Origin of the sequence: Paenibacillus sp. FSL H7-0357 (genome assembly GCF_000758525.1) — a bacterium.
Taxonomy (GTDB): domain Bacteria; phylum Bacillota; class Bacilli; order Paenibacillales; family Paenibacillaceae; genus Paenibacillus_AQ.
In genome coordinates, this window is the sequence record NZ_CP009241.1 from 7,383,950 (window position 1) to 7,409,713 (window position 25,764).

Here is a 25,764-nt window from a genome sequence, read left to right on the forward strand (position 1 = left end):
GAGGTGCATATTGGAATTACTGTGCATCCTGCACGGCGGCAGGAGCTGTATTATCCTGTGTTTTGGATAAGAACAGATTCAGAATGATCGCAGTGAGCGGCCCGGAAACAATACCATTCTGCAGCAGCATTCTGGCAAACTCCGGCAGTTGGTCGAACATGGAGGGCAATACCGCCGAGCCCAGGCCGACAGCGATGCTGCAGGCGGCAATCAGCAGGTTGCCATCCTTGCGCAGATCGACCTCGGAGAGGATCGACATTCCGGAAGCCGCGACCGAACCGAACATTACGATCATTGCCCCGCCGAGTACCGCATTCGGCACGATTGTGGTTAACGCAGCCAATTTAGGCAGCAGTCCCAGCACAACCATGATACCGCCGGCGGCAAAAATCACATTCCGCGTCTTGACACGGGTCAATGACAGCAGTCCGACGTTCTGTGAGAATGCGGTATACGGGAAGGCATTAAACAGCCCTCCAAGCATTATGGCGAGACCTTCAGAGCGGAGGCCGTTGACAATCTGCTTCTGCTCGACCTTCTGGTCTGTAGCCTTGCCTACGGCAAAGTATACGCCGGTCGATTCCACCATGGATACGATATTTACGATAATCATCGTGAAAATGGCCGTAACGTTAAACTCGGGCCAGCCAAAGTAGAACGGCTGGGCCACACTGATCCAAGAGGCAGAACCGACAGTTGAGAAATGTACAATGCCCATAAAATAGCCGATAGCTGTCCCGACAACCAGACCTACCAGTACAGAAACGGAACGCAGGAACCCGGTTGTCAGCCGGTTCACAGCGAGAATCACCAGCAGTGTAATCAAGGCCAGCAGCAAATTGCGGGGTTCTCCGAAATCAGGTTGTCCCTGCCCGCCGGCCACATTATTCATAGCAACCGGAATGAGCGACAGCCCGATAATGGTCACCACAGAGCCGGTTACCACAGTCGGGAAGAACTTCAGCAGCTTCCCATAGACCGGGGCGGCAAATACAACGAACAATCCCGATATAATAATCGCACCATAGGCTGTTGCCAGATTGGAATCCAAGGCGATGGCAATAATGGGACTGACCGCAGTAAAGGTGCAGCCCAGCACCACCGGCAGGCCGCTGCCGAAATATTTGCTGCCCATGACCTGCAGCAGCGTGGCCAGTCCGCAAGTGAACAAATCCGCAGCAATGAGGTAGGCCATTTGTGTTCCATTCAGGTTCAGCGCCCCTCCGACAACAAGCGGCACAATGACCGCGCCGGCATACATGGCCAGCACATGCTGAAGTCCTAATGCGAAGACCTTTTGTTTGCTTAACATCCTGCACTCTCCTTGATCATTTCTTTAATATCAGCAGTATTGTCTATAAAATGAACTTCTCCCGGCGCCATGGAAGCGATTCGTGCCAAGGCATGCACGGGGATTCCTCTTTTCTCCAGCAAACTGCGTCCTTCCTGAAAGCTCTTCTCGATCACGCAGCCCACACCTAGCAGCTCTGCGCCGGATTCCTCCACGATATCAGCCAGTCCCACCAAAGCAGCGCCCGTAGCCAGGAAATCATCGACGATCAGCACTTTGTCGCCCGGGCCCAGATATTTCTGCGAGATGCTGATCCGGTAATGCTCTTGACGGGTAAAGGAATGTACCGGGGCCGAATAGACGTCCTCCGACTGCGTGATGGCTTTCTTCTTCTTGGCATAGATGAATGGCACCTTTAAGGCAATGCCTGCCGCCATCGCAAACTGAATTCCGCTGGCCTCAACCGTCAACACCTTCGTAACCGGCAGATGCCCGAAGATCGTCTTGAATTCCTGCCCGATCTGCAGCGCAAGCTCCGTATCCACCTGATGGTTCAGAAACGAGTCCACTTTCAGCACCGTATCCGACAGAATCAAGCCCTCTTCTCTGATGCGTTCCTCTAATATTTTCATTACTGCGGGTGATCGCTCCTTTGATATGATCTGATGAATTCTTTAAATCGTGACAAGTGGAAACGATAAATTCTTATCTTTAAATAAAAAAGACAGACCCCCTTGAGTGTTTCTCAAGTGAATCTGTCCCTCTGGGTTTTTGTCCCTAAGTGGTGTAACACATAATCAGTGTCCGCATCGCTTGGACCAGTCTTTCTTATGCCGATGCACAAGAAACGGAACCCTAGATGCGCTATTTCACTCATAGTCGGATAATTACAGTGGTTATCCGGTAGAAACTTATGGGCCATATTCCCAAGATTATATGAGTTGTTTATGAAAAGTCGTAGTAAATACCTTGTATATCTTACACGCTCTGTCCGAACCTTACAAGCAAAATTTTAAGCATTATTTCATCCATTTATGACATATTTTCATGAAATACATATGTTTTCAATCGGCCTATTAGGCAAGCGTTTGTTTCTAAGCACACTCCGCCCGTATTGCTCACGATTTCCGCCCCCATGCATTTATGATAAGGAAAACTACTCAGAGAGGAACGATACGGGTGGCCAAACAAAAGGACCGGATTGTCGTTATTATTCAAAAAGGAAAACGGCGGATTGTTACACGGACGCCGCTGGCGGGAGTAGACCGGCTCGTATTTGTCATCAATAATCAATACACCAACGCAGCCAATACCACCCAAATTGCCAGCGGTGCGGGACGAAGCAGCGCAGCCGGAAGCAATGCGGCCATTGCTTCCCCTTATACACGCCAGCAGCAGAGCGTCGGCGCCGGAGGAGATGCCGCTAACCTGGGGAGCAAAGGACGAAACGGAGGCAAACATCCTCTCCCTTTGATCTGTCCGCGCGGCAAGGAGATCGTCGTTGTCATCAACAACCAGACGGTCAAGCTCCCTAAAGGCAGCATGAGTTCATCGGCGACACAGGTAGGCAGCGGCGGCGGAACATACAGTACAGGCGGAACCAACTCTGCCATCGACAGCCCCTATACACGCCAGCAGCAGGCGGTCGGCGGTGGCGCAGGAGGCCATGCCTTGAACAGAGGTTCAGCCAAGCACCGCCAGAGAAGAAGACGGTCCCGTTAACTTTTGTCCGCAATTCATAGAGTAATCTGAGAATAACGCCAGTAAATCCTGTTTTTTTGCGGATTTGCCGGCGTTTTCTCTCGCCTTCCCCTATCGCCTCCTCTCTATTAAAAGTATAATTAAAGGTGATTCGTGATACTAACTAGACAAAGGACGGGCGAGCATGACAATAAAACAACGGGTTTGGTTAGCATCATCTGCCTTTATCCTTTTTCTCAGCAGCATGATTGCTGTATCTATAATTTATCTTGAAGGAGTTCCTCTACTCCTGTCTTTAGCATTCGGTGCAGCCGGCATTATTCTTGGAAGTGGACTCATGATGAGTATCCAGCGGAACATCCGCCGCGGTCTGGATAGAATTATGAAGATATCCGGAGATATTGCGCAAGGCACCCTCGATTCCTCCGCAATCAGCCCTGAAACTGGAGATGATTTCGGGGAGTTGGTATATTCCTTTCACGCTTTAGCCGTTAATCTGGAGCACAAAAGTACAGAAGAACGCAGCCTGCGGCTTCAAGCCGAAGAGCAGGCCTGGATTAATACCCAAGTTACAGAAATGGCCCTGATGCTTCAGGGATCGGTACATTTAGAGACCGCAGCCCAGGTTTTTATCGGCAAGCTGAGCGGCGCTGTCGGCGGAACCTACGGAGCGGTCTATCTGAAGCAAGGGGACAAGCTGCACTTCACCGCCGGTTATGCCTTCGATGAAGCCTCTAGCCGACGCGAACCCTTTGCGCTTGGCAGCGGGCTGGTTGGACAATGCGCACTGGATCAGAAGATGGTCGTGCTGCATGATCTGCCGGAGCATTACATCCGCGTGCATTCCGGACTGGGTGAAGCCGCTCCCACTACGCTGATCCTGGTTCCTGTCATTTATGAGCAGGATGTTGTCGCCGTGGTCGAGCTGGCTACCCTGAACACATTGGCTGACAAAGAATACGAATTGATTAAACGGACCGGCCAGAACATGGGCGTGCTGATCAATACTTTGGCAGACGTGGCCAGAATCGAAGAGTTGCTGGGTGAAACCCAGCTGCAGAAGGAAGAGCTGGAAGCCCAGACGGAGGAACTGCAGGCCCAGACGCAGGAGCTCGAAGCGCAAACCGAAGAGCTCCTGGCACAGACCGATGAGCTGCGTTCACAGACCGAGCAATTGCAGGCGCAGGGAGAAGAACTGCAGATGCAGGCAGACAGCCTGCTGACCTCGAATAAGCAGCTGCAGCGGCAGATGGAATTGACGGAAGAGCAAAAATCCGAAATTGAAGCCCAAGCCGATGAATTAAAGCTGCAGACGGAAGAACTTTTTGCCTCTAACCAGGATTTGCAGAAGCAGATGGAGATTTCTGAACAGCAAAAGGAAGAAATACAGGCACAAGCCGACGAGCTGCTGGCTCAAACCGAAGAACTTCAAGCGCAGACAGAAGAGCTTCAGGCGCAGACAGAAGAGATCTCTGCCGCAAATATTCACCTGCAGCAGCAAATCGAACTGACCGAGCAGCAAAAAGAGGAAATCAAAACCCAGGCGGAAGAAATCTTCATGGCCGCCCAGTACAAATCAGAATTTCTGGCCAATGTATCGCATGAGCTGCGCACTCCGCTGAACAGCCTGCTGATTCTGTCGCAGATTCTTGCCGAGAACAAAGAAGGCAATCTTGGCCCTAAGCAGCTTGAATATGTGCATACCATTTTCTCGGCAGGCAAAGATCTGCTGCAGCTGATCGACGAAATTCTCGATTTGGCCAAGCTTGAGGTAGGCAAGATGACCGCTGTCCTTGAACCGGTATCCTTGCATGATCTAAGCAACCACCTGTTCCGCCACTTTGAGCAGCAGGCCAAGAAAAAGAATATCCGCTTTGATGTCCATTGTGACAGCAGGCTGCCTGATCATCTTATGACCGACAGCCACAGGCTGCAGCAAATCATCAACAACCTGTTATCGAATGCCGTTAAATTCACTCCGGAGCAGGGCTCCGTCTCTCTATCTATCCGCATGAGCGGAAATGAGGCGGTCTTCTCCGTCAGCGATACCGGTATCGGGATTCCCGAATCCAAGCTGGAGAGCATCTTTGAGGCCTTTCAGCAGGCGGACGGCACAACCAGCCGCAAATATGGGGGAACCGGTCTTGGCCTGACCATCTGCCGCGAGCTTTCCACCATGCTGGGTGGAAGAATTGAGGTTGAATCCACAGAAGGCAAAGGCAGCACCTTCTCCCTGGCTATTCCCGCTGTTGAGCCGGAGGGTGACGCTCTTGCCCAGGCAGCTGCGACGTTCGCAGCTGCCGCCAGCAGCGAGCTTCTCAATCCGGACACCAGCAGCCGGGAGAATACCGCCTTCCGTGAATCCTTCGTGCCCGATATTTCCATATCCAATCCGAAGCTGCTGCAGTTCGCAGAAATGGAGGATGACCGGGGAAATCTGCTCAGCGATGACACGCTGCTCCTGATCATTGAAGAAGATGCCGAGTTCGCGGCTATTCTGCTGCAGCTCGCTCGCAGCAGAGGCTTCAAGGCGATCGTCGCCTTTCAGGGCGATCAGGGCCTGGCTCTGGCACATGCCTACAAGCCGGATGCCATCCTGCTCGACCTGCATCTTCCCGTCCTTGACGGCTGGTCAATCATCAGCCGCCTGAAGAGCCGGCCGGAGCTGCGTCATATTCCGGTGCATGTGATCTCGACCGCGGAAGAGAATCAGCAGAGCCTGGCCATGGGCGCACTCTCCTTCTGGAAGAAACCCAGTGATCAGGCCGAGCTGGAGGCTGCCTTCCTGCAGATTGAAACCTATATCAGAAGGCCGGTAAAAAGCCTGCTAATTGTCGAGGACAACAAGGATCTGCGCAGCAGCCTTGTAGAGTTCATCGGGCATCCCGATGTACGCATTGTCGCAGTGGGGACAGGACGGGAAGCATTGGAGCAGCTGGTGAGCCATCATTTTGACTGTATGGTCCTTGATCTGGGCCTGTCGGATATCAGCGGCTTCGATTTACTGGAGCAGGTCAAAACCAACCGCAAACTGCAAACCCTGCCGGTCATCATCTATACGGGCAAAGACCTCAGCAAGGGCGATGAACAACGTCTGAAGCATTATGCCGAGAGCATTGTCATCAAGAACGTGCGCTCCATGGAGCGGCTGTACGACGAAACCGCGCTGTACCTGCACCGCAAGCATGCCGATCTGCCGCCGGACAAGCAGCGCCTGATCGAGAAGCTGCATAATCCGGAAGCGGCTTTTGCCGGGAAGAGCATCCTGCTCGTGGATGATGATATGCGCAATATCTTTGCGTTATCAAGTGTCCTGGAAGGTTATAATATGGATATCAGTTTTGCGCAGAACGGCAAAGAGGCGTTACAGCATCTGGAGCAGCATCCCGAGACCCAGCTTGTATTTATGGATATTATGATGCCGGAGATGGACGGGTACGAGACGATGAAGCATATCCGTGCCATGCCGGAGTATGACCAGCTTGTGATTATTGCCCTGACCGCCCGGGCTCTGGAAGAAGACAGGCTTAAATGTCTGCAGGCCGGCGCTTCTGATTATATTTCTAAACCGATTAATACCACCCAGCTGGTTACTGTACTGAAGGTGTGGTTAATTCAATAATTACCAGACAGACTTCACATTTTAGAAATTTTAACTCGCTGTGGGAGGAAATATGGATTATCCTGTGAATATTTTACTTGTTGATGACCGTCCGGATGAATTTCTGTCCGTTCAGGCGCTGCTTGCAGACACTCCTTATCGCCTGATCGGCGCCAGCTCCGGTATGGATGCCTTGAAATGCCTGCTGGAGCAGGAATTCGCCCTGATAATTATGGATGTGCTGATGCCGGACATGGATGGTTTCGAAACGGCGAAGCGGATTAAAATGCGCCAGAAATCGCGGGATATCCCCATTATATTTCTAACCGCACTAACCTCCGAGCTGGAGAATTATATGATGGCGTACACGGCGGGAGCGATTGATTTTCTGACCAAGCCCTTCCATCCCATTGTCCTGAAAAGCAAAATAGACGGTTTTGTCCGCCTGTATCAGACCCATAAGGAACTGCAGATCAAATCGCAGGAGCTGGAAGCGGCAAATGTCGTCCTTACTGAACTGAAGGAGACTGCCGAGGTTGCCCTGAGGATCAAGAGCGGGTTTCTGGCCATGATGAGCCATGAAATCCGCACCCCCTTGAATGGAATTATCGCAATGTCGGATGTGCTCAGAACTTCAGAGCTGGAGACAGACGATCTGGAAATGGCAGAAATCATTCATACCAGCGGTCACGCACTCCTGTCCGTAATTAATCACATTCTCGATTTTACAAAGATTGAATCGGGCAAAATGGAGCTGGACTACGAGCTGTTCAACCTGCATGCCTGCCTGAAAGAAACGATGGATCTGTTCAGGGCACTCGCCAAAGAACGCAACTTAAGTATGGAAATGGATATCGACCCGGCGATTCCCGCGCTGCTGGTTGGTGATCCGAACCGTCTTAGACAGGTCCTGAACAATCTGATTGGCAATGCCATCAAGTTCACGGCAAGCGGCGGTGTAAAGGTACATACCCGTCTCAGACAATCGCTGGATGGGGTCCTGCAGCTGGAGTTTGTGGTTGAAGATACGGGCATCGGCATTCCGGCGGATAAAATGGGTTATTTATTTCAGCCCTTCACACAGATCGGCGCGACCATCAACCGCAAGTTCGGCGGAACCGGCCTCGGGCTGTCCATCTGCAAAATGCTGGTTGAACTCATGGGCGGCACTATCTACGCCAAACCGGGCACCGAACAGGGAGCCGTATTCATTTTCACCATTCAGGTTACCGAAGGCCAGCCGGATTAGTCTGCTTATGGGAACACACAAAAAACCGCAATCGCTCCATTCCTTGGAGGCTTGCGGTTTTTTTGTGTCAGTCTGGCAGGCTCTATGGTTGTAAAAGAGAGTGCGATCCCGTTATCCTGCGCTTACTTATTCACCGTATCCACCGGCAGGAGCCGGATGGGCAGCGATATATTCCAGGGCATTGTAGATCAGCTCCGCTGCTTCTGCGCGGGTAATCTCCTTGGCCGGATGGAATTTGCCCGCGGTGTCCAGACTGGCGATTCCAAGGGCAAGCGCCCGCTGAATGGAGCCGTCGTAACCGCTTGTAAAATCAGCTTCGTCGGCAATATCCACCGGCATGAGCTTGATCATCGGAAGGTTGCTGTGCTTCTCAATCGCCAGCATCAGCTGATGGGTGAATTCTTCCCGCGTCCAGTTCTCCGCAGGGTCCAAATCTGCCGGCAGGCCAATATTGTTATTGGCAGCGATAATCAGCGCATCCGCATACCAGGCTGTATTGCTGGCATTCGGGAAATAGTCCGTCGCCTGCGGGGCTTTGATGAAGCGAACCATGTCGATATTCAGATCCAGGGCGTTGACGATTAGTTGAATGCCTTGGGCAGCGGTAACCGGAGCATTCGGCAGGAATTTACTATCAGTGACCCCGTGAATGATCCCCTTTTGCTGCAGCTCTTCAATTTTTGCTTTAGCCGGGATACCGGCCAGATCCTGAAAAGAAGCGGCGGCGGCAAAGCTCTGCCCAGCAAAAGTCAACGTCAGCACTGCCGCTGCGGACAGCACAAGCTGTTTGAATGTATGATTATTCATGTCTACTCACCTCGCGGTAGTTTTACTTGCTTGATTGTGCCTTCTTTCTACCAGACGAAGCCGATTATTAAAAGTTGCAGTTCATCCGCTGCTATTGGAACGTAGGACAGCCCCGCTCAATGCGTCATTTCTGCACAGAGCCGGGGCTGTTCAGTCTGCCTTTTTGTGGTTCAGCACATTGTCCTCCAGAACGGCAAATTTATCGCCATATTCCCTGATGATATGCCGCTCCCCCCAAGCGCAGAGGGAATCCAGAATCGACCGCAGCGACAAGCCGTATTCGCTGAGCTCATATTCCACTTTAGGCGGCACCTGGTTGTAGCTGATCCGGTTGACAATGCCGTCCTGCTCCAGCTCCCGGAGCTGCTGGGTAAGCATTTTCTGTGTAATATTCGGCATATGGCGCTTCAAATCACTTGTCCGCATCTTGCCGTGGGTCAGGTGGCAGAGAATAACGCATTTCCACTTGCCGCCGATTACCTCCAGCGTCGCTTCCACAGATATATTATATTTTTTAGCCATGAGGATTCCTCCTGAAAAGTTTGGTGGGCTTTGTCTTCAAACACTCCTGCGGGTACTTTTTAGTACCTATAGCACTAAAAAGTACGTACTATCCTTTAACGTCCTGGTAATCCATAATAGCACTTACCGGCCGGTGATTACCATACTGTAGGAGTGGAAAACATGTCCTTAGATAAAAGAAGAAGCACCCTGGCGCTGCTGGCTTTGGCGATCAGCGCCTTTGCGATAGGAACAACCGAGTTTGTCAGTGTCGGCCTGCTGCCGCTAATTGCTGATGACCTGCATATATCCGTAACCACAGCGGGATTGACTGTCACTCTATATGCGCTGGGCGTTACCTTCGGCGCACCTGTGTTAACGTCGCTGACCACGGCGGTCTCGCGCAAAACCCTGCTGCTGGCGCTGATGGTTCTGTTCATCGCCGGCAACAGTCTGGCCGCTGCCGCTGACGGAATTGCCATGCTGCTGACTGCACGGGTCATTTCGGCCCTCTCACATGGCCTGTTTATGTCCATTGCCTCAACCATTGCTGCCGATCTCGTGCCCGAGGACCGCAGGGCCAGCGCCATTTCGGTGATGTTCACCGGACTTACGGTTGCTACCGTAACCGGAGTGCCGCTCGGTACGTTCCTCGGACAGCAGCTTGGCTGGCGGGCTGCCTTTATCGCCATAGTCATTACCGGCATCATAGCGCTGATCGGGAACCTGGTTCTCGTTCCCTCCGGTCTGCGCAAAGGCACAAAGACCCCTTTGCGCGACCAGGTCAAGCTGGTGACGAATGGCCGCTTGCTGCTCGCTTTTGCAATTACAGCTTTGGGATACGGTGGTACCTTTGTCGTCTTCACCTATTTATCGCCTCTGCTGCATGATATCAGCGGCTTCAAGGAAAAGACGGTTGCCGTCATTCTGCTGGTGTACGGCATCGCCATCGCCATCGGCAATGTGATTGGCGGCAAGGCAGCCAACCGCAAGCCGATGAATGCCTTGTTCTATATGTTCGCCCTGCAGGCTGTCGTTCTGCTGGTCTTGGCCTTCACAGCACCCTTTAAGGCCGCAGCACTGGTCACCATCTTCTTCATGGGGCTGCTCGCATTCATGAACGTACCGGGCCTTCAGGTTTTTGTCGTAATGCTCGCCGACCGGTATGCGCCAAGCGCCAGAGATATCGCCTCTGCTGTCAATATTGCCGCCTTTAACGCCGGCATTGCCATCGGAGCATACCTTGGAGGGCTTGTCACCGATCACATGGGCCTGATTCATACCACATGGGTAGGATCAATCATGGTATTCGGGGCTGTAATCCTTACCGCCTGGAGCCGTGCGCTGGAACGAAAAGATGAGCTTACACTTCAGACTGAAGCCGCCTGATCACCTGCCGCTCCATTCAATCCTGTTTCGAATACACAAAGTACAAACTGCAAATCACTAATCACATTACATTCTGGAGGTTATTATATGATGGCACAGCATTTACAGGATACAACTACACTGCAGAACGGCGTGAAGATGCCCTGGCTAGGATTGGGAGTCTTTAAGGTCGCCGACGGGGAGGAACTGGTACTGTCCGTGAAGCAGGCCATTGCCCATGGCTACCGCAGCATTGATACCGCTGCTGCTTATCAGAACGAACGGGGCGTTGGCCAGGCGATAGCCGAGGCTATGAAGGATAACGGACTGAACCGTGAAGATCTGTTCATCACCTCCAAGGTCTGGAACGCTGATCTCGGCTACGATGCGACACTTGCCGGCTATGAGGCCAGTCTGGAGAAGCTGGGCCTGGAATATCTGGATTTGTATCTCATCCATTGGCCGGTAGAGGGCAAATACAAAGAGTCGTGGCGGGCACTGGAAACGTTGTACACAGCGGGCCGGGTCAAAGCGATCGGCGTCAGCAACTTCCAGATTCATCATCTGGAGGATGTCATGCAGGATGCCGGAATCAAACCGATGGTCAATCAGGTGGAACTGCATCCGTACTTGTCCCAGCAGCCCCTGAGAACCTTCAGCAAGGAGCAGGGCATCCAGATCGAAGCCTGGTCGCCGCTCATGCAGGGACAACTGCTGGAGCAGCCTGTGCTGAAGGAAATCGCCGCCGCATACGGCAAATCCGTAGCACAGGTTATCCTGCGCTGGGATCTGCAGCATGGCATTATCACGATTCCGAAGTCAACGAAGGAACAGCGGATTATCGAGAATGCCGCTTTGTTCGACTTCCAGCTCAGCGATGAAGACATGAGCCGGATTGACGGGCTGAACCGCGATGAGCGGGTCGGTCCGGATCCTGATAACTTTGATTTCTAAGCAGACACCACGCTAGAATCGCTACAATAAAAGAAACGACGGCAGCCATGGACAAGAATAAAGTCCTAAACTGCCGTCGTTTTATATTTCTCCTTCGGATACCGGAAATAATCCGCCAAATAATGTCTAACGAATGGGGGCGGACCATGAAGCATTTACCCGTCTTTTCAGGCAACTGGAATCAAAAAACCCGGGTCATGAGGTATTCATCGGCAGGGTTTCACTGGAGGAATTTCACTTTCATAAACAATTGACAAAAATTCGGATATTAGATATATTTAATTTCGTAATATTATATTTCGCAAAATATAATTTAGATAACTACTAATTAAAATGGAATGGAGAGATTGTAATGATGATTTTGAGTACGATACTCGTAGCACTGGTTGCGCTTGAGCATGTATATATTTTGGTTTTGGAAATGTTTATGTGGACTACTCCAAGAGCGCAGAAAGCGTTTGGAACCAGCAAGCAGTTTGCGCAGGATACAAAGTCACTAGCCGCTAACCAAGGACTGTATAATGGCTTCCTGGCCGCTGGTTTATTATGGGGATTGCTTCATCCGAATGAAACGACCGGATTTCAGCTTCAACTATTTTTTCTGATCTGTGTCGGTGTGGCAGCGATTTATGGCGGCGTCACTGCCAAGAAGTCGATTTTATGGGTTCAGGGCCTCCCGGCCTTTCTGGCTATTCTGGCTGTTCTTGTAGCGAATCTGTAGGTCAATTTCCCCATAGTGAGCCATCCTTTGTGGATGGCTCTTTTTGTGCCCTCTTCTCCAGAACATTAACCGGCATCAGACTTAAGCGCACTAAAGTCCAAATTCTTAAGCCGTTCTGTTTCTATAAATATCATCAAATTGTCGCCATCATGCCAACACCATTCAAGATCATCATCGGAGGCAATGGTTAACAGAGAGATCCACCCTGCTCCAGGCGATGGATCATATGCCAGTGTACAATGAGAAGGATAACCTAGAAGGTAGTCTGAGCTTTTATGCAAAGAATCTCGTATTTCCGTGTATATGTCGTTCTCTTCTTCCCCGAAAGGCCAATCCTTCACCTGGTATTCGTCATAAGGAATATCCATCGCCGGGATAAATTCAATCACAGTGGTCTTGCCATTATCGGAATTGGGCGGCGATATCTCCTCCAGATCTATGGATTCAGGAATATATATAGCATGAACATACCCGTCCTCAAAAGCCTCCAGGCAACCCTCACCCTCGGGATCATCCGCTACAAAAAGACTTAGGAGTCCTGTGGATGGCAAGTCTGCTCCAGTTAATGAGATTTCCGCAAAATTGATTTGGCCCAGGAAACGATATGGATTGCCTTCATATGTAGGCCATTCGCTGCCAACTGGTAAATCAGGCGCTCCTCCAAAACGGCTACAGCCCAATCGTGGTTCAACATCGTTATTCTTAACTATATCAATTGCTGGTCTCACAACTTGGCGCAGATACTCTTTATGGCGTGCTATCTCTGACTGTTCTATCGTCTCTAAAAATTGGTTGTTATTCATTTGCATCTCCTTCTCCTTGAAAAACTTTACGATTTCAAGCGGCAAGTTTTGTTTAATATGTTCTCTGCATAGATTATAAAAAAATCTCATGATACCTTATTTCATATAACGACGGAGGAGGTCATAACATGAAGATTACGTTAAGAAGGTATAGATTACTTTCCGATTTCGAAAGAGTCTCTCAGTTCATGAGATTAAACTTCAAGAAGTATCAGTTGGGTGGTAATGTCCCGCAGCCTTTTTGGGAGTATGCGCATACACACCCTTATTTTAATCATTCTCTAACACATCGATTCGGTATTTGGGAGGAGAACGAAGAAGTTGTAGGTGTAGCTTGCTATGAAATGGACGTTGGCGAATGCTACTTTTCAACCAAAGAAGGATATGATTTTTTAAAACATGAAATGGTTGAATATGCAGAGACAGAGCTGTCTAAGAGATCAGCTGACCAATACAGCCTCGATATTAGGGTATACGATTATGAAGAACATCTTATGAAATTACTTGTCCAAAAAGGATATCACAAGGTATACAGTGAGCCAATCCGAGTTTACAATTACGTTTCGGGTTTTTCCACGCGCACATTACCCGAGGGATTCACTTTCATAACTTTAGAAAATGAAAATGACCTGCGTAAAATTAACGATGTATTGTGGCGGGGATTCAACCATGGAGACGAGCCTGACGATGACCTTGATTCCAGATTGCTCATGCAGAGTGGTCCACATTTCAGAAAGGACCTTACCGCAATAATAAAAGCCCCCAATGGAGAGTACGCCTGTTTTGCCGGAATGTGGGTTGATGGTGTGAACGATTTTGCATATCTTGAACCACTCGCTACAGATCCGCGATATCGCAGTTTAGGGCTTGCAACTGTAGCAGTAACCGAGCTAATGAAACGCACTGAACAACTGGGGGCTACATATTGTTTCGGAGGTGCCCCCGACTTTTATCCCAAAATTGGGTTTGAAACCGCCTGCCACCGGGAAATGTGGTCAAAAGCATGGTAACCAAACGGCAGACAGAAGCGGATATTATCTGACCCTATTCCCGCTTCTGTCTGCCGGAATTAACCGTTAACTTCTCATCTAGACTCATCAAGTCCTTTTACTTCTATTACCTTTTTACTAAACTGATACGCTACAGTAACATTTTCTATAATCGCAGTATCCTGATATGCAAGAGAGCCCTCAAACTCTAAAGTATCATTGTCTTTCCACACTATTTTATCTGCATAGCTATAATTCTCATAATCTGTGCGAATCCATGTATCTAATTCTTTTTGTGCACCATATTTGACTCTTGCAGATTCTACTAACTCTGGACTTGTCATTCCCTCTTCAATATTAATAATTTGAACGAATTCACTTTTATTAGAGCATGTCACTATCGCAACTAACTTCTTATTGGGTGAAGGAATAATATCTGTAATATACATAGATGGTGGAGAAAAACTTGAATATTCTTTAAGCACATTGTCTTTTATTCTCCAGAGGACATTTTGACTTCCATAATCCGAATAATTATTAAATAACGTAAACAATATACTTCCGTCTGCCAACTTAAAAATATAAGGGCTCCGGTAACTTTTTGACAGAATATCTATAGCGAAAGCAGCCGAATCGGCGATTTTTTGATTATCATTTTCTAAAAATGGCTGGAGTTCCTTTAACGCTTTTTCTCTCAACTTTTGATTATTAAAGCATTCTACTAGCCTATTAATAGCAATATATACATGTTCCTCATTATCACTTTTTAAAGCGTGCAGAAATTTTTCCGCATCATATTGAGTAACAGGTGCTAACTCCATGTCTTCAGCTCTTAAGTAACGTATATAAGGCTCTGAATTTTGATTTTTATAATATTCTGTTGCCAATAGAGCTGAAGCGGTTGAACTATACAGGATAAGACAGGCAACCAAAACAACCCACTTTTTAGAAATACTTTTTTTCCTTTTCTCTGTTCCACTGTGCTCTGCCGCTTCAATTAAGTTTTCATCAATTAATCCAATCTCTCTATATAACTCTTCTCTTTTCATAGATTAACCCCCTCTTTCTCCAGATGAACTTTAAGTTTATTTCTTAACCTAAATAAAATGGACTTTACTTTACTACCACTCATATTAAATCTCATAGAAAGATCCTTTATTGAATAGGAGTACCAGTACCTCCCAATAAATAAATTTCTTGCTTGCTCATCTAAGGCATATAAAAATTGATTGATTAAATTGGCTATCTCACCTGCTTCATACTCTGTTTCTACAGTATCAGGGGAAGCTAAACATTCTTCTAATTCAGTTAAAATAACTTCAAACTCACGATTACGCTTTTTCGCTGTATTATAACCATGTTTATCAAGCGCAATATTACGTGTGATCCTCCCTAGAAATACAGGGAACTTCCTAGGCATATTAGGGGGTATTGCATTCCATGCTCCTAAGTATGTATCGTTCTCACACTCTTCAATATCCGAATAACTGGAAAGTGTGTTTCTTGCAATCACTCTGCAGTATGCCCCATATTTATTCTTAGTCTCTATAATGGCTTGCTGCGAACGCTGTAAGTACAGGCGAACTATTCCCTGATCTTCCATCCGGTATTCTCCTTTACAAATCTTATCCCTCTTATCCATATAGTAGAAAGTTCGTAGGATTGGTTGCACTTTTCTCGACTCTTTCCTATTAATTAGAGCGTGTCCTCAAACTGGAAGAGCTCTGGGGAAGCAGGGTTTAGTATTGAATGAAGATAGGGTCCCTAAAAGCACACAGCGGATTCGTTCACTCGGACTCAGGAGACGCTATCGAGAGTAAAACCCCTGTTTATTCTCTTTTGCGGACCCAGATGCACTTATCTGCTCTGGATTCTATCTAAAAACGGTCTTCAGGGAGAAATAACTGCGCTGGAGTCCGTTTCCTTACTGTAACAGGCTAAAAGCCCCAAATAGGTGCAACTCGGTCCGTTTGTGCTCAGAGCCAGGAATACACTTTCCGGACGCACACGCCCTTGTTCAAAAATGTTTTTTTATTATTCCTTATTCTCGTCCAAACAGCAAGAAAGGCCCCTCCCTTTCAGGACGACCTTTTCCTTGAGAGATTGAACCAATGTTCTCTTCGCGCCAAGCCTCTCTATTTCGATATGGATTACGATTCTCACAATTCGTCTTTGTCGAAGTAATCATCTGGCAAATACAGTTCCCGCAAACAACCGATAAATTTCTCTCTGAAATTCGGATTGCTTTTATACTCCGGCCATACCGCCTTATAGTAAGGCAGCAGCTTCTCATGTGGAATAATGCCCCAGTATAAAATCGAGTTATTCAGAACCTGCCGGCCGCCCCCCATCAACATCTGTTCAATGATCTGCCAGCTTCCCTGCTTGTTCTCGCAACTGCGCGCGGCATAGATGGCAGTGGTTTGCATCTTCGGGTCGGCGTGACACAAGAAAGGCGCAAAGTTCAGGAGAGTAATCGCACCGTAATCTTCCAGGATATACCCTGCATAACGCAACGTTTCCGGGTCGTGAATCCTGTCAAACCTTTGCAAGATCACTGGAATAAATTCCGTTAAATCCACAGTTTTACTGGAAGCATGCAGAATCTCTAAAGCTTGCAGAAAACCCTCATGCCTATCCGATTGCAACAGCTCCAGAAGATATTTCCTACCCGCATCAAAAGAAGTTTTGCAGATTAGCCAAATTGCTGTGGTCCGATTTTTTGGGCTTTGCTCCGCAATATTTTTCAAAAAACCAAGGGTTGGCTGAGAGGTTTTCTTAAACTTGAACATTCCATCCAGCGCTTTTGCCTGAATTTCTTCGGTTGGAGCGCTCTGATAAATCTGGATCAGCGCATTCTCATCACCCGGCATACGACTGCCAAACCACCCGTTATCATAATCCAGAATAATTTCATCCAGCCAACGCTCATACCAGTCCAGAAAGTTGTCTTCATAGACAAAGAAAAAGGGATGATCGGGATGAAAATCAGAGGTGTACACAATTCTCCCCCTGTGTTTCCCTTCAAGCACGAGATACATATCGTATTCGCAGCCTTGGGTGCCTATGCACAACATGCCGCCCAGCACCTTATTACGGGCGTCGTCGTATTCCTCATCGGGGATGTCCTCGTCGTTGGTCAAGGGCTCCGTCAGATGGTTCCATTCCTCTTTGGTCATCCCGGGATGCAGAACAGCTTCTGCAAGGAGTGCCTGGCGCTCGGTATAGGAAGCTGCCTTTTCGATCGAATAAATTCCATAATAGGGTCCGGCGCCTCCGTTGCCGACCTTCGTTAAAAACTGCGCGAAAGGCTCAGGAAGTGTGACCTGATTGTGGGCTTGCCAGTCCGCCAGCTCTTTTGCTGTAAGCTTCCCATTAACCCTGTATTGATGTGAGGATGATCCAAACTCCGAGAAAGCCGTGTCTTTGCGCATGGCTTGATTCAATTTGTTTTTTATTCGATCCAGTTGCGTTTCTTTCTTCCCAAACCACATATTTGAACCCTCCTGTTGACTATAGCCAGGTTTTCTTTGTTTGCCACAACGATAGTATGTATATAATTTATATCCGTAAGGTACAACAGTTCCTGTATGCAAGGCAGTTTTGAAAAGGGCCACCCTTCACAGGATGACCCTTTCTTTTGTAGATCAAGCTTCCGCCTGACGGGTGCTCATTTAATCACTCATAATTATACGTTTATACGATAAGGGCAACAATCTTTCACTTCAACTTTTACACCGGATAATACCGCTCCTCTCCCAAAATGGTCCCGATCGCATCATTCTGTCGCCCGCTGCCGTGTTGGTTACAGTGCCTCCTCAAGAGGAGCGGGGTAAGCCCACTCTCCAGGGATAAAATTGTACTGTTCTAACGGATACCAGCCATTACTCTGTAGCACAAATAAAACTCTCAGAAGTCTGTTTAGCACCGTTCCGACCAGAATGTTACCCACCCTGCTCCTTTGGTCCGCATGATGCTAATACTGGCTCCTGCGAGCTTTTCTTCAAAAAACTTGCCCCTACTTGTGATAAGGTTCACCGCGCTGTCTGTAACGGCAAGTATCTTTTATATAATGAAGACCGCCATAATGGCGGCCTAAAATTAAATTACGACTTTCTTCTAACCGGGATCCATACTTCGCAAATCGATTCGGTGTGATCATCATTTGCCCAATAGTACTTCTCCATACATGGTCCTTCAACTTGTTCAAAATTCGAGGATGGGAACCACTCCGAATAAATTCGTTTCCAGACGTTTAGGATTTCTAACCCGATCTCCATGTCGTCTGGAATCGATTCTCGACTATCGAACACCGCGTAGCTTTGATTAGGAATCTGAAGGATGTTCAGCCCATCCGGTACTCCTCTTCCTTCTGGCAACTCGACACCCGTCATATAGCTCTTAGTACCATCCTCGCTGAAATCAAAGTAATATCCGTTTAACAGAGAACCTGCAGGCCTGCCAACAGTCTCGTTAATCTGGTCATGCGTGCCATTCTTCCAAATTACCTCTACGAAAGCCGGTATCTCCGTGAAAGGGTCTCTTTTGATGATGACGACCTTGCCGATTGCTGTTGAAGCCTTTTCCTCGACAATACGATAGTTCATTTCTGTTTCTCCTTTAATCTGAATTTGAAAGGAGATTCGAGAAAACGCTTTGAGCTTCACATTCTTTTTCTTTGCCGCAAGTGGTGTTACGCCATGCATCCGTTGAAATGCTTTGGCAAATGCTTCAGGACTCTCGTAACCATATTTCAGCGCAATATCAATGACCTTACTATCCGATCCTGCCAGATCTTCCGCCGCAAGCGTGAGCCTTCGGTTACGCATATACTCGGTCACCGTAAAGCCCGTCAAGGCATGGAATATCCGCTGAAAATGGTACTTCGAAGACATCGCGGACCTTGCGATATCGTCGATCTCAATATTCGATTGCAAATTCTCTTCTACGTAATCAATCGCCTGCCGAAGCAACCGAAGCGTTTCCACTCGCTCTCATCTCCTTTCATTATTCAGTCTAGAAGAACGGCTGAAAGAATTCCTGTTCGAAAGTGCTTCGTTTTGTCTGAAAAACTTGCCCCTACTTGTGATACGGTTCACCGCGATTGTGAAACATCCTTATCTTTTTTGCAAAAAGATCCACCATTGCCGGTCAAAACCGGGAATAAAAATCTCTTCGCAACCCTGAATCCCGTTCAGCCAGCGTCTGGTCAGGGGGATGATATTCTCAAACAAATCTAACGGGTAGCCCCAGTCAAGGTCTAATTGGAACATATAATGATTCATAGCGATAATGCCATCTGTTCGCAAAAAAATCAATAAAGTGTGGATCAAGGTGATAAAAGGCTGCATGGCATGAACTTCGAGTGTACCTGAGGCAACCTCCTGCTGAAGAAGTTTGATCATGGCCGGCAGAGTTTCCATCCAATCTGTATGTATGGTGTCGATTCCAGCCTGTCCACACAATATCGCCTGGATGATATCATTGACCGCATGCTGAAAAACGATAAGATCCACTGACCCGGAAGGCAGATGGTTTTCGAGATAAGCTGCATCTTCCTCTATGACTTTCATATGCAGGGGAAGGCCCCGCGTTTTCTGCAGCAAACTGGTGGTGAGGCTTTTATTCATATTCGCCGTTATGTATGTACTGTTCGGATGGGTTCGTGCCATGACCTGGGGAACCATATCTGCATCGCCGGAAGCCACCTCCAATAATGTCAGTTCATCTCCCAACTGCAGTGCTTCAAAAACCTCCGCCCAACGCGCTCTGAAGTAGACTTCATTTACAACGGTAAATTGGGCAATCGGACTTTCCAGCAACAGTTTAAGCTGGTGTTCAACCTCGTTTTGCGGGAGGGAGAGATATTGCTTCAGCTCTTGCTCACTCAAAAAACGTTGTGCCCGCTCATTTATTAATGGGTAGCATTTGTCTACATCATCTAATGGAATCATTTAAGCTTCCCCTTCCTGGCTATAACTATATTTGCTACTATTATATTTATTAATGGATTTTCCAACAATCGGAATTATCAAAGATATATAGGTTAAAATAAAGTTTTTTGGGAATCCATAGTTACTTCAATTATAGAATCGGCTTTCATGTACCTTATCTAGCTAAATATATACAAATCAATGTAGCAAAGGAGCGGCAGAAGCGCAGGCTCGTTACACGCCGCCGACCACCACAATAAGCACCGGCAGCACCAGGAAAGAAGCTAGCGTTGTCCATACAATGCAGCGGGATACCAGGGAGGGAGAACTGCTGAACCGTTCGGCCAGCACGACGGAATTGACGGCGACAGGCATGGACGCCAGAATGAGCAGCACCGAAAATAAGGTGCCGGTAATATTCAGCAGGAGCAAAACGAGTGCGGCAAGCAGCGGAGCCAGCAGAAGGCGGACCGTGATCCCGGTCCAGAAGGCAAGCTGCACATTGCGCTCTGTCTGGGCCGCTTTGACCTTGACCATCTGCGCACCTAGAATCGCGAGCACCACGGGCGAATATGCCCCGGCCACCATTGCGACTCCGGATGCTAGTTCATCCGGCATATGCAGGCCGAGCGCCCGCAGCATCAAGGCCAGAATTGCCGCATAGATGGCCGGCAGCGAGAACACCGATTTAACGGCGCTGCGCACTGAGAACTGTGATCTCGCAGCGAAATAAACGCCTATGGTATTGACGATTACCATCTGGCCAATGACATAGACCGATGCTTTATCGAGGCCAAGCTGGCCGAAGGCCAGCAGCACCAGCGGAAGCCCGTAATTGACGCTGTTCGTAAACGTGGAGACCAGTGTTAGTCCGGCGGCTTCCGCTGGAGCCAGCTTCAGTATTCGCCCGAGCACATTGGCCAGGCCCCATAAGAGAAACAGATTCAGCAAGGAGAACGACAGTGTCTTATAGACGTCGTCGAAGGAAATTTCTGCAGTAGCCAGCGTATCGAGAATGATCGCCGGACTCAAAAAGTACAAATAGAGCGTCAACAGCGGTTTCGTATCGAGGTTCTTGAACCGGCCCAGCAGCGCTCCGGCGATGACCGGAATGGACAGCGGCACTATGACCTTAAATAACGTCGACAACACACTCTCAATCACGGGCCAGGACTCCTCTGTTCTATAGTTACTCCCTACTATACCTGCTGAAGCAAGGCCCGTCTAAGATATGGAAACAATATGCTTAATAGAAACTGCCTATGGCTGCACATAACTTCCCAAAAGATAGTATTGTGATATGATTAAGAAAACTCGCTATTCACTCAGGAGGCTAGTTGAATATGAACCTTTCAGAGCCTGTCATTATAACCAAGGGCACTCCCGGCGAACCCTGTCCCATTGCCAAAACACTCGATATTATTGGAACCAAATGGACCTTTCTCATTATCCGCGATCTGCTGATCGAAGGCACGATGCGCTTCAGCGATCTGCTGAAATCCCTGGAGGGAATCAGCCCGAAGACGCTCTCGCTGCGGCTCCGTGAGCTGGAGAACCATGGCATTCTGGAACGTACAGTATATCCGGAGGTGCCGCCGCGTGTAGAATATACCCTGACCGCGAAGGGGGAACAGCTGGAAGGAATTTTTATCGAGTTAAAACGATACGGACTCGCGCTCTAAAAAACTTTAATCCGGCAACCCTTCCACCGCACAAAACTATACTTTTGGAAACTGTATAACAATAAGGTAACTACTTCCCAAAAGGAAGTTATAGACATATACTCTCCTCACAGAGCACAACATGCTTAGCGATGCTTCCGAAGCGAGTTTTATTGCGGCGGATGTCTGAAAGTAATGCTCCATAAACCTTTGAGGAGGAAAAGAGATGTTAACAGGACAAAAAGTAGTTATTGTCGGCGGAAGCTCGGGAATCGGTTTGGAAACGGCCAGACGGGCCGCCGCGGAAGGTGCGGAGATTGTAATTGCCAGCCGTTCCCGGCATAAGCTGGAACAGGCCAAGTCTGCCATCGGTACAGGGGCGAAAGTAGCTTCACACATACTTGATGTGACAGATGAGGAGCAGATGCGGCTGTTCTTCGAGCAGACCGGGACTTTTGATCATCTGGTTGTCAGTGCGGCCGAAACAACCGGCGGGCCTTTCCTGGCAACGCCGACAAGCACTGCCCGCTCGCTGTTCGAGAATAAATTCTGGGGCCAATATTATGCCGCCAAATATGCGGCTCCGATGCTGAACCCCAATGGCTCCATTACCCTCTTCTCGGGGGTTGTAGCGTTCAAATCCATGATCGGCTCCTCCATGCTGGGCGCAGTGAATGCTACTGTCGCAAATCTTGGCCGGACCTTGGCCCTGGAGCTGGCCCCTCTGCGGGTGAACGTCGTCTCTCCGGGCATTATTGATACGCCTTCCCGGGCAGGGATGGCGGAGGAATCCCGGAATGCCTTTTACAGCAGCACAGCTGCCAAGCTGCCGGTACAGCGTGTAGGCACCGTGGCGGACGTGGCTGAGGGCGTGCTTTACCTGATCCATAACGGATTCACCACAGGCACGGTACTTCATATCGACGGCGGCCATAGCCTGATCTGAAAGCGGCAGGGCCGCAGTCCCGGAAGCTGCGTTCCGTCATTCCCCCGGGCCGCCGTTACGCCGTAAAGCCGTTATTCCGGAGATACGCTCACCTGTCTACAACAAAAATCCTCATCCCCAGCGAAATGACAAGGGGATGAGGATTTTGTTTGTTACAGCATTTTGATTTCAAGCAGCTCATATTTTATGATGCCCATCGGGGCATTGACGCTGATGATGTCGCCCACTTTTTTGCCAATTAGCTCTTTGCCCAGCGGACTTTCATAAGAAATCTTGTTGTCGAGCACATCAGCCTCAGCCGGGCCCACCACTCTATATTCGATTTTTTCGGAGTATTCCACATCATTCAGGATCACGATGCAACCTACACTGACTGCACTCAGATCCATTTTGCTCGAATCAACGATCTGGGCTTTCGTCAGCATTTTCTCCAGGATCATAATCCGGGTTTCCATGAACGATTGATCTTCCTTGGCCGAGTGGTACTCACTGTTCTCCTTCAAGTCCCCGTAGCTGATCGCCAGCTTAAGGCGGGCTGCCAGTTCCTTGCGTTTCACCGTCTTCAGATCCCTAAGCTCTTCCTCTAACTTAGCCAATCCTTCTTTAGTCAAGAATACTTCTTCATTGGACTTAGACATGTTCTACAACTCCTATTTTTGCCTGCTTTATTGTATTTTACCCCATATTGCGCAAACATGCGAAGAAGAAAAGAAAATTATCTCATCCTCCTTTACCCGGCACAAATGCGAAGATGCCAAGGCCGAAGAAGTATGAATCCCTCTTAACTCTCCAAAAACATTGACGGATAGGGATGGACCTGATAAATTAAATTAAATTAATCATACAATTTAACTCGGAATTATATTCCAGCCAAAGGGGTTGATCGCCGTGAACTTTATTTTCTTTTCCCCTCATTTCCCGAGGAACAGCGCCGATTTCTGTACTCAGCTGCAGCGTCAGGGTGTGCTGGTGCTCGGGATTGGTGATGCCGAATATGCACACTTGGAGGACAAGCTGCAGCTCGCGCTGACGGAGTATTACAAAGTGAATGATCTGGAAAATTACGAGGAGATCTTGCGGGCGGTAGGCTATTTCACACATAAATACGGCAAGATTGACCGGTTCGAGTCACTGAACGAATATTGGCTGGAGCAGGATGCCGCCATCCGCAGTGACTTCAACATTTACGGCACCAAGACCGATTTCGTCTACAATCTGAAGCAGAAGTCCAAGATGAAGGAATTTTTCCGCAAAAGCGGCGTCAACACCGTGCAGTTCTCCACCGGAACCACCCGGGAGAGCGTCGATGCGTTCATCCGTGAAGCCGGCTTTCCGCTTGTTGTGAAGCCCGATCTCGGCTCCGGGGCCAGCATGACTTACAAGATCAATAATGAGGATGAGCTGCAGCAATTTTTTGACACCAAACCCGCTGAGGTCCCCTTTATTATCGAAGAGTTCATTGACGGGGTCATTCTGACCTATGACGGACTGGTCGATATCCATGGTGAAGTGCGCTTTGCCGTAAGCCATCTGTTCGAGAACAGCGTGATGGAGGTCGTCAACACCGATAACCATCTGTATTATTTCTGTCTGCGGGAGATTAGTCCGGAGGTTGAGGCGGCGGGCAGAAACATTCTGAAGGCTTTTGACATCAAGGAGCGTTTCTTCCATATCGAGCTGTTCAAGTCGAATAAAGATGGCCGGATTATTGCTCTAGAAGTGAATATGCGCCCGCCCGGCGCCTGGATGACCGATGCCATAAACTTCTCGTACGACGTGGACATCTATAAGGAATGGGCCAGCATGATCGCACATAACGAGGTTGGCGGACCCTATGAAGGCAAATATTATACCGGCTATGCCAGCCGCAAGAAGCATAAGCATTACACCCACAGCCATGAAGACATCTACCGCACCTGTGGCGACAAGATCGTGAATTATGCCGAGATCGAAGAGGTATTCAGCAGAGCCATGGGGAACAGCGCCTATCAATTCCGTTCCGCCGCATTAGAGGATGTCAGAGACATCGTGAACTATATTCAACAAGAAGAGGGATAGGATGTGTTAACGGATGAGGACAAGCTACCATAAGGAGTACAGCCATAACTTGCACAGGGAAATGGAGTATAAAATATACGGCCACGCCGGCAAGCCGATGCTGGTCTTCCCTACGTCACTCGGCAGATTCTATCAATACGAGGATTCGGGCATGATCCAGACGCTCTCTGAATTCATTGAGGCCGGCAAGCTGCAGATTTGGGCCTGCGACAGCATTGATGAGGAGACCTTCTTCTCTGCCCACTGGAATCATGAGGACAAAGTGCAACGGCATGAGCAGTATGACAAATACATCACGCAGGAGCTGATCCCCGGCATTCTCGACCAGAGCAAATGGAACAATGGCGGCAGTGACCAGCGCATTCTCATCTCCGGCTGCTCCATGGGCGCTTACTACAGTGCCAGCTTCTTTTTCCGTTATCCGCAATATTTCGATACCTTGATCGCCCTGAGCGGCGTCTATTCCACCTATTATTTCTTTGGCGACTATATGAGCGACAACGTCTATCTCAACTCTCCGCTCCACTATTTGCCGGGACTTCAGGATGATTATTATCTGCAGCAATACCGTGACAGCAACATCATCATTTGTGTCGGCCAGGGCGATTATGAGGACGAAATGCTTCATGAGACCCGCCTGTTGCAGGAACTGCTGCAGCGCAAGGAGATCCCTGCCCGGTTCGACTATTGGGGCCACGATGTGAACCATGACTGGCCTTGGTGGAACAAACAGATTCATTATTATGTCAGCGGCTGCCTATAGTCGTTATAATGTTGCAAAAAGGGGAGCTGCCATAGCTGGCAGCCCCCCCTTTCCTATGCAGAACCCGTCTTACTGCCTCACATAGCCACCGGGGTTCTCGTGCATACTTCCTTACTCCGGCAGATGTTCTGTACAGAACAAGGCCAGTGCTGCTTCCTCGTCCTCTTCCATATCGAAATCCAAAACGCGGCCTGTCGTCGTTTCCAGCAGATCGTAACTGACGATGGCGCTCTTCTCTTCCTCAACTTTGAAAATCACGCGGGCCGATACCCCGTTCTCTTCGTACAGTTCATCTTCTTCCGGCACATCCAGGTTAATCATGAACTCATATCGCTTGCCGCTTAAAATACCGAATGGGTCTCTTAAATTTTCCACGGTGTAGCTTGTAAATGTCAGCACAACGCATACCTTCTTTCCT

The 25,764-nt window shown here is 48.8% G+C and carries 24 protein-coding genes and 1 riboswitch; of the genes, 11 read left to right on the top strand and 13 right to left on the bottom strand.

Going from position 1 to position 25,764, the window contains the following annotated elements; translation table 11 throughout:
• Positions 1-16: 16 nt before the first annotated feature.
• The gene (locus H70357_RS32585; protein WP_038597832.1) at positions 17-1,312 is read right to left on the bottom strand and encodes a nucleobase:cation symporter-2 family protein; all 1,296 of its coding nucleotides are present in this window, start codon (positions 1,310-1,312) and stop codon (positions 17-19) included.
• Positions 1,306-1,923: a xanthine phosphoribosyltransferase gene (locus tag H70357_RS32590; protein WP_038597834.1), complete on the bottom strand. Its 618-nt coding sequence runs from the start codon at positions 1,921-1,923 to the stop codon at positions 1,306-1,308. Before H70357_RS32590 ends, H70357_RS32585 begins: the two co-directional genes overlap by 7 nt.
• A gap of 224 nt (positions 1,924-2,147) precedes the next feature.
• Positions 2,148-2,251: riboswitch (purine riboswitch) on the bottom strand.
• Positions 2,252-2,470: 219 nt separating this feature from the next.
• Here H70357_RS32590 and H70357_RS32595 point away from each other — a divergent pair.
• From H70357_RS32595 to H70357_RS32605, 3 genes are all read left to right on the top strand, one after another.
• A complete protein-coding gene (locus tag H70357_RS32595; protein WP_231578353.1) occupies positions 2,471-3,013 on the top strand; it encodes a hypothetical protein in 543 nt (180 codons plus the stop codon).
• A gap of 163 nt (positions 3,014-3,176) precedes the next feature.
• Positions 3,177-6,614, top strand: coding sequence for a response regulator (locus H70357_RS32600; RefSeq protein WP_038597836.1), 3,438 nt, complete (start codon positions 3,177-3,179; stop codon positions 6,612-6,614).
• A gap of 52 nt (positions 6,615-6,666) precedes the next feature.
• Positions 6,667-7,842, top strand: coding sequence for an ATP-binding response regulator (locus H70357_RS32605; protein WP_038597838.1), 1,176 nt, complete (start codon positions 6,667-6,669; stop codon positions 7,840-7,842).
• 126 nt (positions 7,843-7,968) lie between these two features.
• Here the strand turns inward: H70357_RS32605 and H70357_RS32610 are convergent, their stop codons facing one another.
• Positions 7,969-8,649, bottom strand: a complete 681-nt coding sequence (locus tag H70357_RS32610; RefSeq protein ID WP_038597840.1) for an S-layer homology domain-containing protein — start codon at positions 8,647-8,649, stop codon at positions 7,969-7,971.
• Positions 8,650-8,799: 150 nt separating this feature from the next.
• The gene (locus tag H70357_RS32615; protein ID WP_038597842.1) at positions 8,800-9,171 is read right to left on the bottom strand and encodes a winged helix-turn-helix transcriptional regulator; all 372 of its coding nucleotides are present in this window, start codon (positions 9,169-9,171) and stop codon (positions 8,800-8,802) included.
• A 162-nt stretch (positions 9,172-9,333) separates the two neighbouring features.
• On the opposite strand from H70357_RS32615, the gene H70357_RS32620 reads away from it, so the two are divergent.
• The 3 genes from H70357_RS32620 to H70357_RS32630 all read left to right on the top strand — a co-directional run bounded on the left by H70357_RS32620 (position 9,334) and on the right by H70357_RS32630 (position 12,193).
• A complete protein-coding gene (locus H70357_RS32620; RefSeq protein ID WP_038597844.1) occupies positions 9,334-10,539 on the top strand; it encodes an MFS transporter in 1,206 nt (401 codons plus the stop codon).
• Positions 10,540-10,629: 90 nt separating this feature from the next.
• A complete protein-coding gene (locus H70357_RS32625) occupies positions 10,630-11,472 on the top strand; it encodes an aldo/keto reductase (RefSeq protein ID WP_038601114.1) in 843 nt (280 codons plus the stop codon).
• Between the two features lie 352 nt (positions 11,473-11,824).
• Positions 11,825-12,193 carry a DUF1304 domain-containing protein gene (locus H70357_RS32630; protein ID WP_038597846.1) on the top strand — a complete coding sequence of 123 codons (369 nt, stop codon included), beginning with the start codon at positions 11,825-11,827 and terminating at the stop codon, positions 12,191-12,193.
• 65 nt (positions 12,194-12,258) lie between these two features.
• Here H70357_RS32630 and H70357_RS32635 read toward each other — a convergent pair whose 3' ends face one another.
• Positions 12,259-12,996, bottom strand: coding sequence for a YwqG family protein (locus tag H70357_RS32635; RefSeq protein WP_038601117.1), 738 nt, complete (start codon positions 12,994-12,996; stop codon positions 12,259-12,261).
• Positions 12,997-13,124: 128 nt separating this feature from the next.
• Here H70357_RS32635 and H70357_RS32640 point away from each other — a divergent pair, with 128 nt between their 5' ends.
• Complete coding sequence (locus H70357_RS32640; protein ID WP_038597847.1) at positions 13,125-14,006, top strand: GNAT family N-acetyltransferase; 882 nt, start codon at positions 13,125-13,127, stop codon at positions 14,004-14,006.
• 74 nt (positions 14,007-14,080) lie between these two features.
• Here the strand turns inward: H70357_RS32640 and H70357_RS32645 are convergent, their stop codons facing one another.
• The 6 genes from H70357_RS32645 to H70357_RS32670 all read right to left on the bottom strand — a co-directional run bounded on the left by H70357_RS32645 (position 14,081) and on the right by H70357_RS32670 (position 21,082).
• Positions 14,081-15,034: a hypothetical protein gene (locus H70357_RS32645; RefSeq protein ID WP_038597849.1), complete on the bottom strand. Its 954-nt coding sequence runs from the start codon at positions 15,032-15,034 to the stop codon at positions 14,081-14,083.
• Positions 15,031-15,588 (bottom strand): RNA polymerase sigma factor, encoded by a 558-nt coding sequence (locus H70357_RS32650; RefSeq protein ID WP_038597851.1) that lies wholly within the window; start codon positions 15,586-15,588, stop codon positions 15,031-15,033. Before H70357_RS32650 ends, H70357_RS32645 begins: the two co-directional genes overlap by 4 nt.
• 556 nt (positions 15,589-16,144) lie before the next feature.
• A complete protein-coding gene (locus H70357_RS32655) occupies positions 16,145-17,479 on the bottom strand; it encodes an SMI1/KNR4 family protein (RefSeq protein WP_038597853.1) in 1,335 nt (444 codons plus the stop codon).
• A 612-nt stretch (positions 17,480-18,091) separates the two neighbouring features.
• Positions 18,092-18,973: an AraC family transcriptional regulator gene (locus tag H70357_RS32660; RefSeq protein ID WP_038597855.1), complete on the bottom strand. Its 882-nt coding sequence runs from the start codon at positions 18,971-18,973 to the stop codon at positions 18,092-18,094.
• A 129-nt stretch (positions 18,974-19,102) separates the two neighbouring features.
• Complete coding sequence (locus H70357_RS32665; protein WP_038597857.1) at positions 19,103-19,939, bottom strand: hypothetical protein; 837 nt, start codon at positions 19,937-19,939, stop codon at positions 19,103-19,105.
• 213 nt (positions 19,940-20,152) lie between these two features.
• On the bottom strand, positions 20,153-21,082 hold the full coding sequence (locus H70357_RS32670; protein WP_038597858.1) for an AEC family transporter: 930 nt from the start codon (positions 21,080-21,082) through the stop codon (positions 20,153-20,155).
• A gap of 179 nt (positions 21,083-21,261) precedes the next feature.
• On the opposite strand from H70357_RS32670, the gene H70357_RS32675 reads away from it, so the two are divergent.
• Both H70357_RS32675 and H70357_RS32680 read left to right on the top strand, forming a co-directional pair.
• Entirely contained in the window at positions 21,262-21,600 is a 339-nt protein-coding gene (locus tag H70357_RS32675; RefSeq protein ID WP_038597860.1) for a winged helix-turn-helix transcriptional regulator, read from the top strand.
• Between the two features lie 205 nt (positions 21,601-21,805).
• The gene (locus tag H70357_RS32680) at positions 21,806-22,525 is read left to right on the top strand and encodes an SDR family oxidoreductase (protein WP_038597862.1); all 720 of its coding nucleotides are present in this window, start codon (positions 21,806-21,808) and stop codon (positions 22,523-22,525) included.
• Positions 22,526-22,677: 152 nt separating this feature from the next.
• Here H70357_RS32680 and greA read toward each other — a convergent pair whose 3' ends face one another.
• The gene (gene greA, locus H70357_RS32685; RefSeq protein ID WP_038597863.1) at positions 22,678-23,163 is read right to left on the bottom strand and encodes a transcription elongation factor GreA; all 486 of its coding nucleotides are present in this window, start codon (positions 23,161-23,163) and stop codon (positions 22,678-22,680) included.
• Positions 23,164-23,413: 250 nt separating this feature from the next.
• On the opposite strand from greA, the gene H70357_RS32690 reads away from it, so the two are divergent.
• Positions 23,414-24,583 carry an ATP-grasp domain-containing protein gene (locus tag H70357_RS32690; RefSeq protein WP_038597865.1) on the top strand — a complete coding sequence of 390 codons (1,170 nt, stop codon included), beginning with the start codon at positions 23,414-23,416 and terminating at the stop codon, positions 24,581-24,583.
• A 13-nt stretch (positions 24,584-24,596) separates the two neighbouring features.
• On the top strand, positions 24,597-25,346 hold the full coding sequence (locus H70357_RS32695) for an esterase family protein (protein ID WP_038597867.1): 750 nt from the start codon (positions 24,597-24,599) through the stop codon (positions 25,344-25,346).
• A gap of 111 nt (positions 25,347-25,457) precedes the next feature.
• Here H70357_RS32695 and H70357_RS32700 read toward each other — a convergent pair whose 3' ends face one another.
• On the bottom strand, positions 25,458-25,745 hold the full coding sequence (locus tag H70357_RS32700; RefSeq protein ID WP_038597869.1) for a DUF6509 family protein: 288 nt from the start codon (positions 25,743-25,745) through the stop codon (positions 25,458-25,460).
• Between the last annotated feature and the right edge of the window lie 19 nt (positions 25,746-25,764).

Coding starts and splice junctions, on each gene's coding strand:
- H70357_RS32675 (WP_038597860.1), top strand. CDS start 21,262: ATGAACCTTTCAGAGCCTGTCATTATAACCAAGGGCACTCCCGGCGAA.
- H70357_RS32630 (WP_038597846.1), top strand. CDS start 11,825: ATGATGATTTTGAGTACGATACTCGTAGCACTGGTTGCGCTTGAGCAT.
- H70357_RS32605 (WP_038597838.1), top strand. CDS start 6,667: ATGGATTATCCTGTGAATATTTTACTTGTTGATGACCGTCCGGATGAA.
- H70357_RS32665 (WP_038597857.1), bottom strand. CDS start 19,939: ATGATTCCATTAGATGATGTAGACAAATGCTACCCATTAATAAATGAG.
- H70357_RS32615 (WP_038597842.1), bottom strand. CDS start 9,171: ATGGCTAAAAAATATAATATATCTGTGGAAGCGACGCTGGAGGTAATC.
- H70357_RS32680 (WP_038597862.1), top strand. CDS start 21,806: ATGTTAACAGGACAAAAAGTAGTTATTGTCGGCGGAAGCTCGGGAATC.
- H70357_RS32695 (WP_038597867.1), top strand. CDS start 24,597: ATGAGGACAAGCTACCATAAGGAGTACAGCCATAACTTGCACAGGGAA.
- H70357_RS32645 (WP_038597849.1), bottom strand. CDS start 15,034: ATGAAAAGAGAAGAGTTATATAGAGAGATTGGATTAATTGATGAAAAC.
- H70357_RS32635 (WP_038601117.1), bottom strand. CDS start 12,996: ATGAATAACAACCAATTTTTAGAGACGATAGAACAGTCAGAGATAGCA.
- H70357_RS32650 (WP_038597851.1), bottom strand. CDS start 15,588: ATGGAAGATCAGGGAATAGTTCGCCTGTACTTACAGCGTTCGCAGCAA.
- H70357_RS32620 (WP_038597844.1), top strand. CDS start 9,334: ATGTCCTTAGATAAAAGAAGAAGCACCCTGGCGCTGCTGGCTTTGGCG.
- H70357_RS32600 (WP_038597836.1), top strand. CDS start 3,177: ATGACAATAAAACAACGGGTTTGGTTAGCATCATCTGCCTTTATCCTT.
- H70357_RS32585 (WP_038597832.1), bottom strand. CDS start 1,312: ATGTTAAGCAAACAAAAGGTCTTCGCATTAGGACTTCAGCATGTGCTG.
- H70357_RS32610 (WP_038597840.1), bottom strand. CDS start 8,649: ATGAATAATCATACATTCAAACAGCTTGTGCTGTCCGCAGCGGCAGTG.
- greA (WP_038597863.1), bottom strand. CDS start 23,163: ATGTCTAAGTCCAATGAAGAAGTATTCTTGACTAAAGAAGGATTGGCT.
- H70357_RS32625 (WP_038601114.1), top strand. CDS start 10,630: ATGGCACAGCATTTACAGGATACAACTACACTGCAGAACGGCGTGAAG.
- H70357_RS32640 (WP_038597847.1), top strand. CDS start 13,125: ATGAAGATTACGTTAAGAAGGTATAGATTACTTTCCGATTTCGAAAGA.
- H70357_RS32655 (WP_038597853.1), bottom strand. CDS start 17,479: ATGTGGTTTGGGAAGAAAGAAACGCAACTGGATCGAATAAAAAACAAA.
- H70357_RS32590 (WP_038597834.1), bottom strand. CDS start 1,923: ATGAAAATATTAGAGGAACGCATCAGAGAAGAGGGCTTGATTCTGTCG.